At 42.8% G+C, this 18887-nt stretch carries 16 protein-coding genes; 7 read left to right on the top strand and 9 right to left on the bottom strand.

Annotated elements, in window-relative coordinates; genetic code table 11:
- The first annotated feature begins 188 nt into the window (after positions 1–188).
- From ettA to C900_RS06120, 3 genes are all read left to right on the top strand, one after another.
- Positions 189–1871: an energy-dependent translational throttle protein EttA gene (ettA, locus tag C900_RS06130; protein ID WP_009578807.1), complete on the top strand. Its 1683-nt coding sequence runs from the start codon at positions 189–191 to the stop codon at positions 1869–1871.
- A 5-nt stretch (positions 1872–1876) separates the two neighbouring features.
- Positions 1877–2428 carry a DUF3267 domain-containing protein gene (locus C900_RS06125; protein WP_009578806.1) on the top strand — a complete coding sequence of 184 codons (552 nt, stop codon included), beginning with the start codon at positions 1877–1879 and terminating at the stop codon, positions 2426–2428.
- 108 nt (positions 2429–2536) lie between these two features.
- On the top strand, positions 2537–3109 hold the full coding sequence (locus C900_RS06120; RefSeq protein ID WP_009578803.1) for a hypothetical protein: 573 nt from the start codon (positions 2537–2539) through the stop codon (positions 3107–3109).
- Positions 3110–3236: 127 nt separating this feature from the next.
- On the opposite strand, the gene C900_RS06115 is transcribed toward C900_RS06120, so the two are convergent.
- Complete coding sequence (locus tag C900_RS06115; RefSeq protein WP_009578802.1) at positions 3237–3530, bottom strand: hypothetical protein; 294 nt, start codon at positions 3528–3530, stop codon at positions 3237–3239.
- A gap of 71 nt (positions 3531–3601) precedes the next feature.
- On the bottom strand, positions 3602–4180 hold the full coding sequence (locus C900_RS06110) for a DJ-1/PfpI family protein (RefSeq protein ID WP_009578800.1): 579 nt from the start codon (positions 4178–4180) through the stop codon (positions 3602–3604).
- Between the two features lie 473 nt (positions 4181–4653).
- Between C900_RS06110 and C900_RS06105 the strand changes: the two genes are divergently transcribed.
- Complete coding sequence (locus C900_RS06105) at positions 4654–5151, top strand: SixA phosphatase family protein (RefSeq protein WP_009578799.1); 498 nt, start codon at positions 4654–4656, stop codon at positions 5149–5151.
- Positions 5152–5155: 4 nt separating this feature from the next.
- Here C900_RS06105 and C900_RS06100 read toward each other — a convergent pair whose 3' ends face one another.
- From C900_RS06100 to lon, 5 genes are all read right to left on the bottom strand, one after another.
- Entirely contained in the window at positions 5156–5383 is a 228-nt protein-coding gene (locus tag C900_RS06100; RefSeq protein ID WP_040495797.1) for a hypothetical protein, read from the bottom strand.
- Positions 5384–6333: 950 nt separating this feature from the next.
- The gene (locus C900_RS06095) at positions 6334–7389 is read right to left on the bottom strand and encodes a DUF4421 family protein (protein ID WP_245558404.1); all 1056 of its coding nucleotides are present in this window, start codon (positions 7387–7389) and stop codon (positions 6334–6336) included.
- A 129-nt stretch (positions 7390–7518) separates the two neighbouring features.
- Positions 7519–8931, bottom strand: coding sequence for an ATP-dependent protease ATPase subunit HslU (hslU, locus tag C900_RS06090; protein WP_009578796.1), 1413 nt, complete (start codon positions 8929–8931; stop codon positions 7519–7521).
- A 3-nt stretch (positions 8932–8934) separates the two neighbouring features.
- Positions 8935–9954: a type IX secretion system protein PorQ gene (gene porQ, locus C900_RS06085; protein WP_051052788.1), complete on the bottom strand. Its 1020-nt coding sequence runs from the start codon at positions 9952–9954 to the stop codon at positions 8935–8937.
- Between the two features lie 27 nt (positions 9955–9981).
- The gene (gene lon / locus C900_RS06080) at positions 9982–12444 is read right to left on the bottom strand and encodes an endopeptidase La (RefSeq protein ID WP_009578794.1); all 2463 of its coding nucleotides are present in this window, start codon (positions 12442–12444) and stop codon (positions 9982–9984) included.
- Between the two features lie 174 nt (positions 12445–12618).
- Between lon and C900_RS06075 the strand changes: the two genes are divergently transcribed.
- The 3 genes from C900_RS06075 (at position 12619) to C900_RS06065 (ending at position 15702) form a co-directional block, all read left to right on the top strand.
- Positions 12619–14616 (top strand): OmpA family protein, encoded by a 1998-nt coding sequence (locus tag C900_RS06075; protein WP_009578793.1) that lies wholly within the window; start codon positions 12619–12621, stop codon positions 14614–14616.
- Between the two features lie 131 nt (positions 14617–14747).
- Positions 14748–15323 carry an RNA polymerase sigma factor gene (locus C900_RS06070; protein WP_009578792.1) on the top strand — a complete coding sequence of 192 codons (576 nt, stop codon included), beginning with the start codon at positions 14748–14750 and terminating at the stop codon, positions 15321–15323.
- Positions 15310–15702, top strand: a complete 393-nt coding sequence (locus C900_RS06065) for a DUF6768 family protein (RefSeq protein ID WP_009578791.1) — start codon at positions 15310–15312, stop codon at positions 15700–15702. Before C900_RS06070 ends, C900_RS06065 begins: the two co-directional genes overlap by 14 nt.
- 679 nt (positions 15703–16381) lie before the next feature.
- On the opposite strand, the gene rseP is transcribed toward C900_RS06065, so the two are convergent.
- On the bottom strand, positions 16382–17707 hold the full coding sequence (gene rseP, locus C900_RS06060; protein ID WP_009578790.1) for an RIP metalloprotease RseP: 1326 nt from the start codon (positions 17705–17707) through the stop codon (positions 16382–16384).
- On the bottom strand, positions 17707–18864 hold the full coding sequence (locus C900_RS06055) for a 1-deoxy-D-xylulose-5-phosphate reductoisomerase (protein WP_009578789.1): 1158 nt from the start codon (positions 18862–18864) through the stop codon (positions 17707–17709). Before C900_RS06055 ends, rseP begins: the two co-directional genes overlap by 1 nt.
- Positions 18865–18887 lie beyond the last annotated feature (23 nt).

Genomic DNA, 18887 nt, shown 5'->3' with positions numbered 1-18887 from the left:
ATTATATCAAATTATTTAACAAAGTCAACAGCCAACTTTGTATATAATTACAACTTACCGCTGAAACGTAACCTTTTTTTTAAAAGTTTACAAACCTTTACTTTTTTTCTTTCAAAAAAGTTATGAGCTTCACAACAAAGGCGAGCAAAACGATAAATTTGTCCATTATAACGGATTAAGAATAGCATATGAGTGACGAAAAAATAATTTTCTCAATGGCAGGAGTAAATAAAATTTACCCGCCAAACAAACATGTTTTAAAAGATATATATCTCTCTTTCTTTTATGGAGCCAAGATAGGAGTGCTGGGCCTCAATGGTGCCGGCAAATCTTCTTTATTGAGAATAATTGCAGGGATAGACAAAGATTATAGGGGTGAAGTAGTTTTCGATGGCAGTTATAGTGTTGGACTTTTGGAGCAAGAACCTCAATTAGATCCTAAAAAAACCGTAAAAGAAGTAGTAGAAGAAGGTGTAAAAGAAACGGTTGACCTGCTCAGGCAGTTTGAGGAGATCAATATGAAATTTGCAGACCCTGAGCTTATGGAAGATCCTGACGCCATGAATAAGCTAATCGAAATGCAAGGCGAGGTGCAGGAAAAATTGGATCAGTTGAATGCCTGGGAGCTTGACAGCAAACTTGAAAGGGCAATGGATGCACTGCGTACCCCTCCCGCTGATGCCATCACTGAAAACCTGTCTGGTGGAGAAAAAAGAAGGGTTGCGCTATGTCGCCTGCTACTACAGGAGCCTGATGTATTACTACTGGATGAACCTACTAACCACCTGGATGCTGAGTCTGTACATTGGCTTGAGCAGCATTTACAGCGATATGAAGGCACTGTAATAGCCGTTACCCACGACAGGTATTTTCTCGACAATGTAGCGGGCTGGATATTGGAGCTGGATCGTGGTGAGGGTATTCCTTGGAAAGGCAACTATTCCTCATGGCTGGAGCAAAAGCAAAAACGACTGTCGCGAGAGGAAAAGAGCGAGTCAAAACGTCAGAAAACCCTTGAACGCGAATTAGAATGGGCGCGGATGTCTCCCAAGGGAAGGCATGCCAAAGCAAAAGCCAGATTGAGCGCTTATGACAAGCTCCTTAACCAGGAGACAAAAGAACGGGAAGAAAAGCTGGAGCTTTATATCCCCCCGGGGCCACGGCTTGGTGATAAAGTAATAGAAGCTCATGGTGTTTCTAAGGCATTTGGAGATAAATTGCTTTACGAAAACCTCGAATTTACACTACCCAAAGCTGGCATTGTTGGTGTGATAGGTCCGAATGGTGCTGGAAAAACTACTTTATTTAAAATGATCACCGGGCAGGAAAGGCCCGATGAAGGCACTTTTGAAGTAGGGCCAACCGTACAAATTGCTTATGTAGATCAGGAGCATCATGACCTGAAGCCCGAGCAAACAGTTTGGGAAGTGATCACCGGAGGTAATGAGCTGATCAACCTAGGCGGAAAGCAGGTGAACAGCCGGGCGTATGTGAGCAAGTTTAACTTCAACGGCAGTGACCAGCAAAAGAAAGTAAAAGAACTATCGGGGGGCATGAGGAACAGGGTTCACCTGGCCATTGCACTAAAACAAGGGGCTAACCTCCTGCTGCTCGATGAGCCTACCAACGACCTGGATGTAAACACTTTACGGGCTCTTGAGGAAGCGCTTGAGAATTTCGGAGGTTGTGCAGTGATCATCTCTCACGATCGCTGGTTCCTGGACAGGGTTTGTACACATATACTGGCTTTTGAAGGTAACTCTCAGGTACATTGGTATGAAGGCAACTTCACAGAGTATGAGGAGGATCGCAAAAAACGTATGGGTGATGAAGGGCCCAAGAGAATCAAATATAAAAAACTAGTTAAATAACTTCTGTGGAAGGCCGGCAAATCGAACAAAAGGAGTATACCATGACGGGTTCCTCTATGAATTTGGTGGCCTTTCTTTTTCTAATTCCTATGCTGCTGTTATTGGCGAGTCCCTACATCTCGCTCTATAGCTATGCTGATTTCCGTGAAGGATGGAAGCTGTTTTTTAAGCATCTGCTTCTAATTTTGCCTGTGGGCATCATCATCCATGAGCTGTTACATGGCGTGACGTGGGCCTGCTTTGCCAAACAGGGCATGAAGAGTATTTCCTTTGGTATGAACTGGAAAGCTATTGCTCCTTATTGTCATTGCAGCGAACCTTTAAAAGTAAAGCATTATCGACTGGGAGGCGCTATGCCCGGGGTAGTCATGGGTATCATCCCTGTGATCATCGCTACTATCTTTCAAATCAACTGGATGATCGTGTTTGGCGTTTTCTTTACATGGGCGGCCTCGGGTGATATAATAGCTCTATGGATGCTCAGGCGTTTCAATGCGAACGAAATGGTCAGCGATCATCCTGAAAAAATGGGTTTCTATGTTCACCATCAAGGGTAGTAATAACAGCCTTCATATTCTTACTTCCTGCTGACTGATCCTCAGAATATTGGTTTAATTTTTTTAAAGCCATTACACACTTATCTTTACAAGCTTAAATAACCCCATATGAAAAAATTATTGCTTTTAGGTCTGGTAATATCAAGCTACTACAATGCAAGTGCGCAAAGTTATTATCAACAAGATAGCGCCAGACTTAAAAAAACAGTATTGGGATTAAATATATTGCTCCCGGGCCTCACGTATGAACAATCTTTAACAGATAAGTCTTCATTATTTTTAAATTTTGCCTTTGGCTTCGCCTATGAATACCATTCCTCCGGATTCTCTTCCTATGAGGCTTATACGATCAACCCCACATTGTTGGCACAGTATCGCAGCTATTACAATCTTGCCAGGCGGCAGTTGTTGGACAGAAAAACCACCAATAATACCGGTAGTTTTTTTGGAATGATGGCGCATTATACATTCGATGCCATTGGCGGTAAAAATACGCATGCCATAGATGTAGAAAATGGTCTCACACTTGGTCCTGTGTGGGGGTTTCAGCGTAATGGCCTGTTTACATTCAGCCTCAGCCTCGGCTTGGGGGTAACTATCGGAGAAGGACAAAGCTCTAATGTAGGCCCGATTGGCCATCTGAATTTTGGCATCAACTTATCAAAGAAAAAAGAAGAATGAGCATTAAGCGATAGCGTCACTTATATCCTAACTGCTATCCGGTCTTTAGCCTGATAGCCTCTTACGCTATCGACACACCAAATTCACTTTGTCAAACTCCTGAGAAAAGAAGAACGAAAGTAGCAATCTAACGCTCTCTGCTATATTTTTCCTTTATCCGCTGCGACCTATGAAAGGCTGCGCCTTTAGAAGTGATATGAAATTCGTAGCACTTGCTTCCCAATGGCTTTACTTCTATGAGCTCGTGTTCCTTGCAGTAGTTAATGGTTTCCGATGTATTCCTGGATGCCGCACTCAAAACGCCCGTTGGTACCAAAATGTATGGACCCGCTCCTGATAAATCTTTAGGGGCCGTCAAAATAAGACCTAAAAATTCAACAATGGACAAATTTTGCTTCAATTGATTTTCAATGTTGACCATTTATGTATAAATAATTACTACAAACACTAATTTATATTCTTACTCACGGTTGCCTATTAAAAAGACTGCTATTAATATATGCATGCTTGTCCCTGCCCAACGGGCAACACAGAGTTGATCACATCTTCTTTAACTTTGTGGTTATATAATTTCTCAACAGCCCAGCCTACCAGATCCACTGCTGCCAGGCATCCTGCCGCAGTGGCAATATTACCATGAACAACCAGATGTTGGTCTTCAACCACCTCCACACCCAATGCCCGTAAAGCTTCTACTGCGGTGGGATAAGTTGTCGCTGTAATGCCTGTTAGATGCCCCATGGCTGCAAGGATCAAAGCGCCTGAGCACATTGAACAAATAAGTTGTTGGTTCGGATCCAACTGAAAACGGCTCAGGTAGGCCGGGTCTTTATACAGCGCTCTTGTACCCGGGCCACTGGAAAAGAATACGAGGTCTGCATCATTACACTCCTCTATCTGCCCATGCATGTCCAGGTCTATGCCACAAACTGATCTGTGTTTGGCCGATGTGCCAACTATTTTAACTTCAAAATCTTTATCCCGCAAACGTACACGGTTTAATAAGTCCCACGCCAGAAAAATATCTATATCCGTAAACTTATCAAATGCTACGATGGTTGCTTTCTTCATTTGCAGGTTTGGTTAGTTATGACCTCACCACCAGGAATGCAGTAAAATCAATTCAAATCTAGTTATTTCTTTTTAAAAAAGATACTACCGGGGGTTACCAGCCAAATTAAAACTTCATTTTTCTAGTATAAATATTCTATCATAAAATTTTTGGCTGTGCAAAAACTCTTTATTGAACCATTGGTTATCTTCATATATGAAATGAACATAAACTTCAGGCATCCTAAATTATACCAACCCCACTAGTGATCGGGACAGGCTAAAGATGTATAGTTGGCAGTAGGCAAAGGAGGGGTCCCGGAACCCGAAGTTGGCACGGTAGTCAGCATCGTTAATCACTGTTTAGCAGGCCGTCAATACAATAAACACGCACACTATTAGTGAAAACTTGCAGCTTAATTCGTAAATCAAAAATCGTGAATCGTAAATACAATCTATATACTCAATACTAATATCTCAATACTAAACATAATATGAAAACACTATACATCGTGCGGCATGCCAAATCCAGTTGGGACCATCCCCATTTGGACGATATAGACCGGCCCCTAAACAAAAGAGGTGAGAAAGATGCTCCGGAAATGGGCAGAAGGCTAAAAACAAGGGGCATTTTTCCTGACCTGATGGTAAGCAGCCCGGCAAACCGGGCGCTCACCACATGCAAAACCATCGCAAAAGCGCTGGATTATCCTGAAGATGCCATTAATATTAATGATCAGGTGTATCACGCCGGTGAGAATCGTCTTTTGAAAGTAGTTCAGGACACTGATGATACATGGCTTTCACTTATGATCTTTGGTCATAATCCCGGCTTCACCGACTTTGCCAACAGCCTGGCCAATACCCGCATCGATAATATACCTACCTGCGGAGTCTTTGCATGCACATTTGATGTACAGACGTGGGAAGAAGTTGACTTTGGAAAGGGAAGCTTGTTGTTTTATGATTATCCGAAAAAGGGGAAGAAGTAAGCGGCTACTCATTTTCTTTAAATTTATCAATAAGTGTTTTTACCTCCGGTTTTATAAAAGTGATTACAAACACAACTTCCTTTTCATATAAGTAGCTATTACTCTCTTTGGAGTAAATTATCCGGGCGCCCCGCTTCTTCATCCATTTCAGGTAATTAAAAACCGTTCGCTTCGATATGCGGAGTTTTAATGAATAGACCTTGTTTACCGATTCTTCTATAAAAAAAACCATAACTACCAGTCCCCGGACCTGTTACGGGGCCCCTGGGAGAAGGGTGATTAACCGTAGTGACACTCCACCAAAACCAATGAAAAGCCGAAGAATAGGGATTTTTTTCTGCGCCATTTTATTGGCTGGGTTTATCGGGCTACTTCTCAAGAAGTGCTTTGCGGAAGGGTCCCGGAACTGGTCCGGGAACTGGTGCGAGGGGGTAATTAGCTGCTATTTTTATGGTTTATCACCGGACTGGATGAATGGACTTTGTTTACCAATTCTTCAATAAAAAAAAACATAACCACTAGTCCCCGGACGCGTTCCGGGGCCCCTGAGAGAAGGGGGATTAACCGTAGTGACACTCCGCCAAAACCAATGTAAAGCCGAAGAATAGGGATTTTTTCTGCGCCATTTTATTGGCTGGGTTTATCGGGCTACTTCTCAAGAAGCGTTTTGCGAAGGGGTCCCGGAACAGGTCCCATAGCCGTTAACTTAAGAGAATAACGAGCCCCCAGAGGGGGTAAATCTTTGTAGCCCGGGGTGAAGCCCCGGGTTTAAACGAGAAGTTGAGTGTGCCATAGGAAGGCCCAACCATGGAACACAGGCTTCCTTGGCACACATGGCAGGAATGAGTTCGAAGCATTTACCTTAGTAAGCATGGATGCGCCAAAATAGCCTTCTCATCTTCCCAAGCTTGAATGTGGCGCATAAAAAAATCTAATCCTATCCCGGGGCTTCACCCCGGGCTACCAATATTGCATCCCTACCGGGATGCTTAAGTTAACGGCTATGGGAACTGGTCCGGGAACTGGTGCGAGGGGGAAATGGTTGCTATTTTTTATAGCTTATCACCGGACTGGATGAATGGACTTTGTTTACCGATTCTTTAAAGAGCAGCCGTTTAGTATTTAACTGTTAATATATAGACATCTTTGCCTGAGAGAAGAATGATCACTCTTTCTCAAAAATCAAAAAAACCTCTCCTTCATAAACCCCTTCTCTAAAAACCTATACCCAAAAAAGAGCTTGGCATTTCCTGTTTGTCCGTTGATATCCAGCTTGTCAACATCATAACTGATAGACTGGCTGACCATACTAAATCCGCAAAAGAACCTCTGACTGTTATACCCAAAAGCAGCGCGTACTCCTACAATCGGCCTTACCTTGCTATCTGTAGATACATCTGCATCGGTTCTATATTTTGTCCATACATTGGCCGGGCCTGCTGAAAAAGAAAGATTTAGATAGAAATCCTTAACAATAAAGTTATAGGTATACCCTGGCAATAACCCCAGTATGGCGAAGCGTCCTGCCTTTATCTGTTCTTCCAGTGCGGCATCAGTATTGCCGGGCACCAGAGCTGAATCTGCCTCAAATTTAAATATGCCCAGTGTAGTTCCCAGCAAAAAAGAGCCTGCGCTCTTCAACTGTTTGTCCGCCTGAATAAAGGAAGATCGGTAAGAAAATTTCTCGTGATTGAAAATATAGAAGCCATTAAGCTGAAAGTTCCGCGCCTCCAGGTCCGAGCGCTGGGGAAAGGGGCCGTCCTTATTCCAGGAGGGAAACAGATCATCAGGATTTCTCACATAAAACCCTTCGTAATCCTGGTACGCAATGTCTGCTCCCCATCGCTTACTATAAATGTTGCTCTGAAAATCAAACGCACTGGTCTCACCATACCGTTCTATGTCTTTATCATCAACCGGCAGTCGCAACGACAGTTCCACACTGAGCTTAAACATATAAAACCCCAAGCCTAAATAAGTATTGGTGGTAGGTTCGTAGATTACAGTCTGGGTGCTCCCATCACGGTCCCGGATTTTCAGGTCCAGATTACGTACTGTCAGAATCGGTTTAAGATAAAATTTGTCCGGGAACTGTTGAATATATTTAGACCTGCCGGCCTCCTCATGATCAGTTTGGGCCGGTAAGCTAAAAGAAACAAACACAAGTCTAAAAACTACAGTTAAAAAAACAGCGCGTTTCAAATTACATAGTGTCTGTAAGAAAACTTTTGCCGTCATCGCGCCTGTCCCGAGCTCCGACACGGGAAGGAATCGAAGCGATCCCCTCTTAACCAAAGATGAGGGGATTGCCGCACTTCGTTCGCAATGACGATAAGTTGTGGGTTTTCTTACAGACACTACTTAGAATTAAAGTATAAACTCACTGAGGTCTTTGTTCTTAACCAGGCTTGAAAGCTTCTCTTTCACCATTTCACGAGTGACAACGATTTTGGCATTGGGGCCTATCTTATCCGGCACATCAAATAGAAACTCATTGAGCAACTGGCTCATTACCGTGTGTAGTCTTCTCGCTCCTATATTCTCTACCTCAGAGTTGATATGAAAAGCTGTTTCGGCAATCTCCTCCATAGCATCTTCCTGGAACTTCAATTCCACCTCTTCAGCTTCAAGTAACGACTCATACTGCTTTGTCAGTGCATTCTTCGGTTCTTTAAGTATATGGTAGAAGTCTTCCTTGGTGAGGTTATCAAGCTCTACCCTGATCGGAAACCTTCCCTGCAACTCAGGAATGAGATCGGAGGGCTTCGCAATATGAAATGCTCCCGCAGCGATAAATAATATATGATCCGTTCTTATCAGTCCGTATTTGGTGTTGACGGTACTTCCCTCTACTACAGGCAACAAGTCACGCTGTACACCTTCACGGCTCACATCAGGACCTCCGCCTCCTCCTTTACGCGAAGCTCCACCGGCAATTTTATCTATTTCATCTATGAATATGATACCGGTGTTCTCAGCTTTCCTAATGGCCAGTTCTTTCACCTCATCCATATCTATCAGCTTGGCTGATTCTTCTTCTATCAATATCTTTCTGGCTTCCCCGATAGTGACCTTTCGTTTTTTATTCTTTTTCGGCATCATGCCACTGATCATCTCCTGCAAGTTGATCATAGAGGATTCGTCCATCATTCCTCCACCAATCATCCCCACTCCGGCATTTACGGGCTTCTGTACATTGATCTCTATTTTTCTATCTTCCATTTCACCATTGCGGATCTTTTCACGGAAGCGCTCACGTGTTCTCTCGTTGAGCTCCTGCTCTGTCTGTGGCAATTCCCCGGTTACAGTTTCCGTAGAAGCCGGATTCTTGTATCCTGCACCGTTACCTTTTAAAGGCGGGATCAGGGCATCAAGAATAATATCTTCCACCACCTGTTCGGCTTTCAATTTCACCTCTTCCTTCTTTTCGGATTTCACCAGGTTAACCGACTGCTCTACCAGGTCGCGGACCATGCTTTCAACATCGCGGCCTACATATCCTACTTCTGTAAATTTTGACGCTTCCACTTTAGTAAAGGGAGCATTGGATATTTTAGCCAGTCTTCTGGCAATCTCTGTTTTTCCTACACCTGTAGCCCCTATCATCAATATGTTATTCGGAACAATCTCACCTTGCATCTCCGTTTTCACATTCATGCGCCTCCACCTATTTCGCAAAGCAATAGCCACATTACGCTTGGCGTCTTTTTGGCCAATAATATACTTATCCAGCTCTGCTACTATTTCCTTAGGTGTTAAATACTTTTCCTGATTTATCATGATCTATACTTTTCCTTTTCTAAAAAACATGTTTGTATTGGCTGTAAGGGTAAAGCTATGCGCCCCTCCGGCCACGTGGTATCCCCCACGACTGTAAGCAAATTCGAAAGCCTTGACCCTAAACATAAGACCATAGGAAAAACCTGCTCCCCCGGCGGCCTCCTCTAACTTTAACTCTTGCCGTACCAAATGGTTATACCCAAATCTCAAATTTACATTCTTTGTCAGAAGTAGCTCTGCCCCAACAACAATATGTCTGAATATTTTATCAAATTTGCCTGGCTCCTCCTGCCCGGAAGACTGACCAGCATCATAGTAGGAGATATCACCCTGGTGCAGGTGATGACCAGTAAAAGAAAACCTGAAGGGCATATGCTCCGGTTTAAAAGTCATGCCAACCTGTACATCAAAGGGGAGACTGCTATCACTGGTTTCCGAATAATCACTTAAAATCACTCCCAAATTTTTAATTGCCAACCCTGCCGAAAAGTTAATGTTCGGATGCTGGAAAATACCCCCAAGATCCATAAGCAGGGCGCTTGATGAATATCCGGCAATACCAGAATATGCAAATTTCAAATTAGCGCCTACGGTAAAATGCCTCACCTGATGACTCTTACCGAGAAATACCACCGTTTCACCTGCCTGGAACTCTCCTAAATCGCCCCCTGTATCATCATAGCCATCAATTTCACCATAATCGACATGATGAACCCCAATGTGCCACGGCCCATACTTCCCAAGGCTATGCTGGTAAATAAATGAAGCCACACCGACATTTGCAAAATAGGAGAGGTAGTTAAATGACACCATCCCGGAAAGTGTATCCGATGTTAATGCGGGATTGCTGTATGCCAGGTTCAAATCCTCGTTAGCCTGCGAAATGTTTACCCCACCCAGCCCCATCAGCTTGGCCGATGAAGGAATATTCATAAACTCAAAAGAACGTTGCCCGTCCGACTGGCCATACACCATGGGGTTTACCATAGAAAAAAAAATGAAAGTGATAATTTTTTTTAACATGCAACAATCCTAATGCAGACGATAAATTTACTCCTTATTAACTGGGTCTGCAAAAGTAAATTGCATCGGACGCTTCACTTTTTCTTTGAGCAGGGCCAGCGCCAATACCTCATCTACGTTCTCCACGTAGTGGATCTTTAGCCCCTTGATATACCTGTCATCTATTTCATTTATGTCTCGCTTATTTCGTTCGGAGAGGATGATCTCTGAAATGCCAGCGCGCTTCGCTGCCAATATTTTCTCTTTTATCCCTCCCACAGGCAATACTTTACCCCGGAGTGTGATCTCACCCGTCATGGCTATCTTTTCTTTCACCATCCTCTGGGTGTAAATAGAAGCCAGTGATGTAAACATGGTAATACCGGCTGACGGCCCGTCCTTGGGTACGGCTCCCGCAGGTACATGCACATGCAGATCATATTGATCGAAAGCACGATGATCTATACCTAAAGTTTCTGCATTTGCCCTCAAATAAGAGATGGCTGCCATGGCCGATTCTTTCATTACATCACCCAACTGGCCTGAAAGGGTTAATTTTCCTTTCCCTTTGCTCAGGCTGGATTCGATAAAGAGTATCTCGCCACCAACCTGCGTCCATGCCAGGCCGGTAACCACACCGGCTATCTCGTTGCCCTGATAAAGCTCCTTGTCATAAACCTCTGATCCCAGGATCTTTATCACTTCATCAGAAGTCACCGTTTTACTATATTCCTCATCCATAGCGATGAATTTGGCAATATGACGTACTACCGACCCGACTTTTCTTTCCAGATTTCTAACACCAGACTCACGTGTGTAGCCATCAATTAGCTTTTCTATGGCCCTTTTATGAAAGGAGACATCAGCAGTCTTCAGTCCATGCTCCTTCTTTTGCTTGGGTATCAGGTGTCTTTTTGCTATCTCCACCTTTTCCTCCTGCGTATATCCGGTTATCTCTATGATCTCCATGCGATCTCTTAGTGCTGGATGGATCGTTTCAAGAGAATTGGCAGTGGCTATAAACAGCACCTTGGAGAGGTCATACTCCAGTTCCAGGTAGTTATCTGCAAAAGCATTATTCTGCTCGGGGTCCAGTACTTCCAGTAGGGCGGAGGCAGGATCACCCCTGAAGTCGGAGCTTACTTTATCAATTTCATCGAGGATAAACACCGGATTAGAAGATTTTGCCTTTTTTATATTCTGAACAACCTTTCCCGGCAGGGCTCCTACATACGTTTTTCTATGCCCCCTGATCTCGGCTTCATCATGCACACCCCCCAGTGACATTCTGACATATTTTCGTTTCAATGCCTTGGCAATGGAGCGACCTAAAGAAGTCTTACCTACCCCCGGAGGGCCATACAAACAGAGAATGGGGCCTTTCATATCTTGCTTTAGCTTCAGCACGGCCAGGTATTCTATTATCCTTTCCTTCACCTTCTCCATGCCAAAATGATCCTTATCCAGGATCTTCCGCGCCCTTTTCAGATCAAAATTATCCTGGGTGTACTCATTCCATGGTAGCTCCAAAAGCAGCTCTACGTAATTCATGGCTACAGGATATTCCGCTGCTGCCGGATTCATACGCAGGATCTTATCCAACTCCTTGTTGAAGTGTTTATGAACCTCCTTTCCCCACTTTTTCTTATTGCCTTTTGCACGCAGCGCTTCTACCTCCTGGTCCGGGCCATCAAAACCCAGTTCGTCCTGCATCACCTTGATCTGCTGCCTCAGGTAATAATCCCGCTGCTGCTGGTCAATATCAGTATGTACTTTTCGCTGTATATCGTGCTTTAGCTCCAGAAGTTGCACCTCCTTAAGCATATACTCAAGCAACAGCGTAGCTCTCTTCATGCCATCGTTAATCTCCAGAAGCTTCTGCTTGTCGGCCACTTCTGCATTGAGGTTAGACGACAGGAAATGTGTAAGGAAGCCAAGGTCATGAATATTATCAAGCGCCATCTGAGCCTCCTGAGGGATCTCGGGATTTAGCTTCAAAATTTTGGATGCGGAATCCTTAAGTGATTGTGTAATTGCCTTAATCTCTTTCTTATTGTCAACGGGAAAATCACTCTTTAGCAACTTCACTTTGGCGGTGATATAGGGCTCTTCATTTAATATCTGCTCTATTTCGAACCTGCTTTTGCCCTGAATGATTATAGTGGTATTTCCATCAGGAAGCACCAGCATTTTTATGATGCGGGCAATAGTTCCTACTTTATAGATATCATCCTTCGTGGGATCTTCAATCTTTACATTTTTCTGGGCTATTACTCCGATAAATCTGTCGCCAGAATAAGCCTTCTTTACCAGCTTTATAGATTTTTGCCTTCCCACAGTAATAGGTATCACCACCCCGGGAAAAAGCACGGTGTTTTTTATAGGTAAAATTGAAATATCATCGGGTAAATCGTCATCCTGTACACCGGTATCTTCCTCAGGATTAATAAGTTGTATAAGCTCATCTGAATCATCCTGTACCAGGTCAGAAAAAAAGAAGTTATTGAACATAGTTGAGTTTCCTTAATAGTCCGTATAATATGCCAATATGACATATTTTATGTAGTAATCGGTATTTTTCTTTAACTATTATAAATTGTCAATAGGTGTGCCAAACTCTTTTTTGACCACTTCTTGAAAAAAATGCATTTTTATAACATATTTATTACGTGCAAATTAGCAGTAATGAAATTAGCAGGGGCCTTGAAGACAACGATTAAATGGATATTTTGCATTTTGCTTTGCTCATTGCTGGCACATGAGGCATATAGCCAAAAGAAAAAAACATTAAAATCCAGTGGTGTACTAAGAGTAAACGACACTATATCCACCTATAGTCGTTCTGATCTTTTTAATTTCCCAAATGTCAACAAGGTCCCTTATTACTATAATGAAAGCAAATTAAAGCAGATCAGAAAGCTCGAAGAAGAAAAGGGATGGATCTCGTTATATCCTTTATTACGCTCTTATGTGAAAAACTTCGGAGTTGTCAACTTCTATCGTGACACCCATTGGATATGGAGGCTGGCCAAGCTGACGGAGATATATGGTAATTATGATGAGGCTAAGCTGCTATATAAATTGGTACTCAAGCATCACCGCGAGGATATCGACATCAGAAGTATAGAGCTTTATTACGATTCGCTTACCACGAATGATAAAGACTACTATGTTCCATTAGAATATTATTATGAGCTTGTAGATTATCGTAAGGAGGTAGATACCTTGAGGCCTCCGAGAAGTGTGCTTTTGAACATGGGGCAGCTTGTAAACTCCGACCTGTCAGATTATGGGCCTACATTAAGCTCATCAGATAAAACCCTGATCTTCACCTCTAAAAGAAATTCTCATCACAGAGGGATCGATCCCGTGCATGATGAAGATCTGTTTTATACGCAGCTCTCTCACGGAAATTGGGGACAGGCAAAAGAATTTAAAGAGCTCAACACACAATACAATGAAGGCTCAGCCTCGCTGAGCAGAGACGGCAAAACACTTTTTTTCGCCCGATGCAACTCCCCTGACTCATATGGTGATTGTGATATATTTACGGCCACTCTGGGGGCCGACAGTACCTGGGGAAAAGTGAAAAATCTGGGAGTCAATGTAAATAGCATTGCATGGGATTCGCACCCTTCGCTATCCCACTCTGAAGACACGCTCTACTTTGCTTCTGACAGAATTGGTGGATTCGGGCTCTCCGATATTTACTATACCACCAGAGATAAAGACGGCAATTGGACTAAAGCTGTAAATATGGGGCCGATCATTAATACAAGAAATTCCGAAGTAAGCCCCTTCTATCATCATGTATTTAATGTGTTATATTTTAGTTCCAATGGGCAAAGCCTGAACTTTGGAGAATTTGATATTTATAAATCATATAAAGACAATGGCAATTGGGCCGAGCCCAAAAATATAGGCCCTTTGGTAAACGGCCCGGGTAGTGAGTTTTATTTTACGATAGACTCACGATCAGAAAATCTTTATTACTCACGGTCTGTGGAAAACAATATGAGCAACCTGGATCTATATTCTTTTCCTGTGCCCATGGAGGCTCAACCCGGAGCCACCACCAAAGTAGGAGGCTCACTGACCAATGAAGAAAATGGAGAGCCATTTAAGGGTATCGTGTCTATTATTGATCTTGATAATGGTATAGAGGTGGCGCCAAAATTTCTCCGCCCTGACGGGTCTTTTGAATTTGATCTGATCAACAACAATAATTACCTGCTGATCATACAAGGGGAGGAATTCTTCAGAATTGAAGAATTATTTTACCTGGATGGTGAGATGCAGCTTCATAAGCAAACTTCGCCTATCTCCAGTAAACTGAAATTTGAATCCCTCGAATTCGAAGAAGGGAAAGCTGCCTTAACTTCTCCAATGTACGGAGACCTGGATAAAATGGCGGATTTTCTATTGGATAACCCAGGCTTTAAGCTGCGCATCTCCGGACATACTGACTCTGCCGGTCGCGAAGATTTCAATTTAAAGCTATCACAGGATCGTGCAGATATTATCAAAGAATACCTGGTGTTTTTTGGAGGGGTTGAAGATTTCCGCATTACTGCCCAAGGTTTCGGAAGCTCTAAACCCATTGTAAAAGAAGTGACAGAAGCGGACAAACGGTTAAACCGCAGGGTGGAATTTGAGATCTATCGGGATAAGTTAGAGGAGTAGCGTAATTACCTGTGATATTCCAAGGATACTGTCCAGCCATAAAACCTAACCGCTGGCAAAATACTGGTGCCCTCAAAAAATATTTTCACGTACATTGAACTATTTACTTCAAATCACGACTAGGTGATATAATGTCCGAAAAATTGGAATCGGCCAGGGTACTTGAGGAGCTCCTTATTTTAAGGAGTCAGCAAGGTGACAGAAAGTCTTTTGAACTACTGGTAAAAAGGTGGCACCCCAGGCTTGTGAGGCATGCGCTATTCATAGTAAAGGATCGTGAAGTAGCCCAGGATATTGCTCAGGAAAGCTGGCAGTCGGCAATTCGTGGATTACCGGGACTTAAAGACACGGGTAGGTTCAGCAGTTGGATCTATCGTATTGCACATAATAAATCGATAGATTGGATCAGAAAAAACAAAAAAGAGCATGAGATCATGGATAATCTTGAACTGGATATTCAGAAGTCTGCTGAAGATGAGCCCGTCATCACCGGGGAATTATCGGCTGCTGAGCGAGTGAAGGTAACACTTAACACACTTCCTGACCATCAGAAATTGATACTGACCCTTTTCTATCTTGAAGAACAGTCATTAAAAGAGATCGCCCGGATATTATCATTACCTGAAGGGACTGTAAAATCCCGCTTATTTTACGCAAGAGAACAACTGAAGAAAAAATATAAGGAGGTGAACCATGAAAAGATCTAACGAAAACATTGATGATCTCATAAAAAATGTGCTATCGGAGGAAGAAGCAGAATTTTACGAGCAGATAGACGAACCCTCTATATTTGAGCTCCTCAGCGATGTTTACAGGGGCAAACAGAAGTGGATCGCGATTTCAGGAACGATCATGACATTCGTACTTTTAATCCTGCTTATCTATTGTAGTATTGAATTTTTTAATGCCACTGAAGTTAGAAATATGATCTTATGGGGGGCCGGTGGTTTTACGTGTCTTATTATACAATCAATGCTTAAACTCTGGAGTTGGATGCAAATGGACAAAAATCATTTGCTAAGGGAAATCAAACGTCTGGAACTGCAAATGGCTATGCTTTCGGAAAAGATAAAGGATTCGAGATAAACTATAAAATAGCACTAAAACCTCTTTGCACCTGTTCCCGGACCTGTTCCGGGACCCTTCAGCAAAGGGCTTCCAGAGAGGTCACCCTACAAACCCAGGCAATAGAATGGCCCAGAAAAAAATCGCAGCCCTTAAGATTTTCATAGCCTTGGAAATATCTCTAGCCCAACTACCCTCTCCCAGGGACCCCGGAACTTGTCCCATAGCCACTAACTTAACAGTATGTATAGTCCCAGAGGACATACGCGGTAACCTTAAAGAAACTATGACTTTTAGAAAAATACATGTTTCACACCTCCCCCATCAAAAGCCTGTGCTTTTACTGCAGTCTGTACATCCCTCTCCTTGAGGAGAGGGCGGTTCTTCTGTGCTTATACTTCAGCCTGTTCAAGGGTGAGGTGATAACTCAATGCCAGGAAAAAAAATGATTAGATTTAGAGTTTTTCCATCATTTTACGAGGTCTACAGGCTTTGAGTTCCTAGCGGAGTGCTTAAGTTAACGGCTATGGGAACTCGTACGGGGACTAGCAGGTTATGGATTTTTTTTTGGTGAATTGGCAAACAAGGTCCAGTTCGGCAATAAAACTATAAAATAGCACTAAAAACCTAAAAACAATTGTGCCACCACAATTTCTGTTTGAGAAAATGGTGGTGGCACAATTGTTTTTCTTTTGATGCTTTAGACTATTCCAACTACTTTGAAAATATCATTGAATATAATAAATACCATCAGCAGAAGTAAGAATACCATCCCCACTTTCTGGGCATTTTCCAGGAATTTATCTGACGGCTTCCTGCCGGAAATGATCTCATAAGAAAGGAACATTACATGTCCTCCATCAAGGGCCGGAATAGGTAGCAGGTTCATAAATGCCAGCACCATCGATAATAACCCGGTCATTCTCCAGAACCGTTCCCACTGCCAGTCGCCACCATAGGCCTGAGCTATACCAATAGGTCCCGCCAACGATTTAGTAACCGATAATTCTCCGCTGAACATCTTACCGAAAGCTTTGATCTGTAGAAATACGATACCAAAAGCCCGCTCGGTACCCAGCCCAAGTGATTCACCCAAGGTGTAATCTACCTGGTCGTAGTTGATGGCAACATGTGGCAAATAACCAATAATCGAATCCGACTTGAAATTTTCATGATAAGTAAGTACTTCACCATTACGATTTATCTTCAAATGGATCGAGTCTTGTTTGTAGCTTTTCATAATGGAATAAACCTCATCATGATATGCCACTGCAGTACCTGATATTTCTATTATCTGGTCACCCCTTTGAAGGTCTATTCTTTTCGCCAGGGAACCCTCGGAAATTTCACCGATAATAGCAGGAAGTCTCGGGCTAATAAACTTACCCGCTGCCTCTTTGTTATTCATTTTTTCAATGAAATTCCCAGGAATAGGAATGTTTATCATTTCTCCATTCCTTTCTACTGTATAATAGGCCCCGTCACCCATAAATACATGAGGATCTAGTATTTCTGAAAAATCTTCAACTTTCTTACCATTCACTTTCACAATCTTGTCACCTGTTTGAAGGCCCAATTCCTGCCCCAGTTCGTAAGCCACAATTCCTCCATGCTCATTTACCGCATCATTAGAAATAAAAGTATCTCCATATGCATAAGTAAGGAAGATAAAAATGGCAATCCCGGTAATAACATTGACGATAATACCTCCAAGCATAACAATTAAACGTTGCCAGGCCGGCTTTGATCGGAACTCATAAGGTTTTGGCGGCTCTTTCATGGCCTCCACATCCATGGATTCATCTATCATACCCGATATTTTTACAAAGCCCCCGAGTGGAATAGCGCTCAGCGCATATTCTGTCTCTCCGTATTTGAAGCTGAAAATTTTAGGAGGAAATCCGATGGAAAACTGCTCTACCCTCATTCCAAAAGCTTTCGCTGCGAGCAGGTGTCCCATCTCATGGAGACCTACTAAAATTGATAAGCTCAGAATAATCTGAGCGGTCATTACTAATCCTTCCATTAATCTATTATTTCTAAAGCTTTAATTCTTGTTTCTTTATCTGTGTTTACGTAATCCTCATAAGAAGGGACGTTAATAAAATCTATTTTATTCATACAATGTTCAACAACATTTGATATGTCAAGAAAACCAATTCTATCTTTTAAAAATTCCGCCACAGCCACTTCGTTGGCTGCATTGAGAATACAAGGCATATTTCCCCCCTTCTTCAAAGCATCAAATGCTAATTCCAGATTACGAAAAGTATCCATATCAGGTTTCTCAAACGTCAGTGCGGGGTAGTCTGCGAAGTTAAATCTGGGAAATGCAGACTTTAAGCGGTTTGGGTATGCCATGGCAAACTGAATAGGCAATTTCATATCCGGAAGTCCCATTTGCGCTTTTATAGACCCGTCTTCAAACTGCACCATGGAGTGGATGATAGACTGCGGGTGTACTACTACATCTACCTGCTCCGCCTTTAATCCAAAAAGCCATTTTGCCTCAATCACCTCAAGACCTTTATTCATCAGGGTAGCAGAGTCAATAGTTATCTTTGCTCCCATATCCCAGTTAGGGTGTTTCAAAGCCTGTGCCTTGGTGACACTTTCCAGTTCTCTCTTACTTTTACCGCGAAAAGGCCCACCAGACGCGGTAAGAATAATTTTTTCTATTGGGTTATGAAATTCACCAACGATGCATTGAAAAATGGCCGAATGTTCAGAATCTACAGGATAAATATTCACACCCTTTTCTCTGGCCAGGCCAGTGATCAGCTCACCTGCCACAACCAGGGTCTCTTTGTTGGCCAGTGCAATACTCTTACCCGCTTCTATGGCGCGAATAGTGGGTTTAAGACCGCTATACCCGACAAGCGCTGTTAAAACAAGGTCGATGGTATCCATTTCCACCACAGCGGCCAATGCATTTTCCCCGGCGTAGACTTTTATATCGTGTTTATCAAGGGCTTCAAATACCTTATAGTAGTGCGCTTCGTTACCTATCACAACAGCATTAGGTTTGAAGGTAAGCGCTTGCTCTATCAGAAGGTCACAGTTGCTCTGGGCAGAAAGCACTTCCACAGCAAACTGCTCAGGATGAGCCTCTATTACCTCTAATGCCTGTGTGCCTATGGAACCGGTTGATCCGAGGATAGCTATATTTTTTTTATTTTCCACTAAAAATTACTTAGTTAGTGTCT

The sequence above is a fragment of the Fulvivirga imtechensis AK7 genome, assembly GCF_000331535.1.
Classification (GTDB): Bacteria; Bacteroidota; Bacteroidia; order Cytophagales; family Cyclobacteriaceae; genus Fulvivirga; species Fulvivirga imtechensis.
The sequence above is the reverse complement of the archived record's forward strand: the minus strand, read 5'-3'. Positions and strand labels throughout refer to the sequence as shown.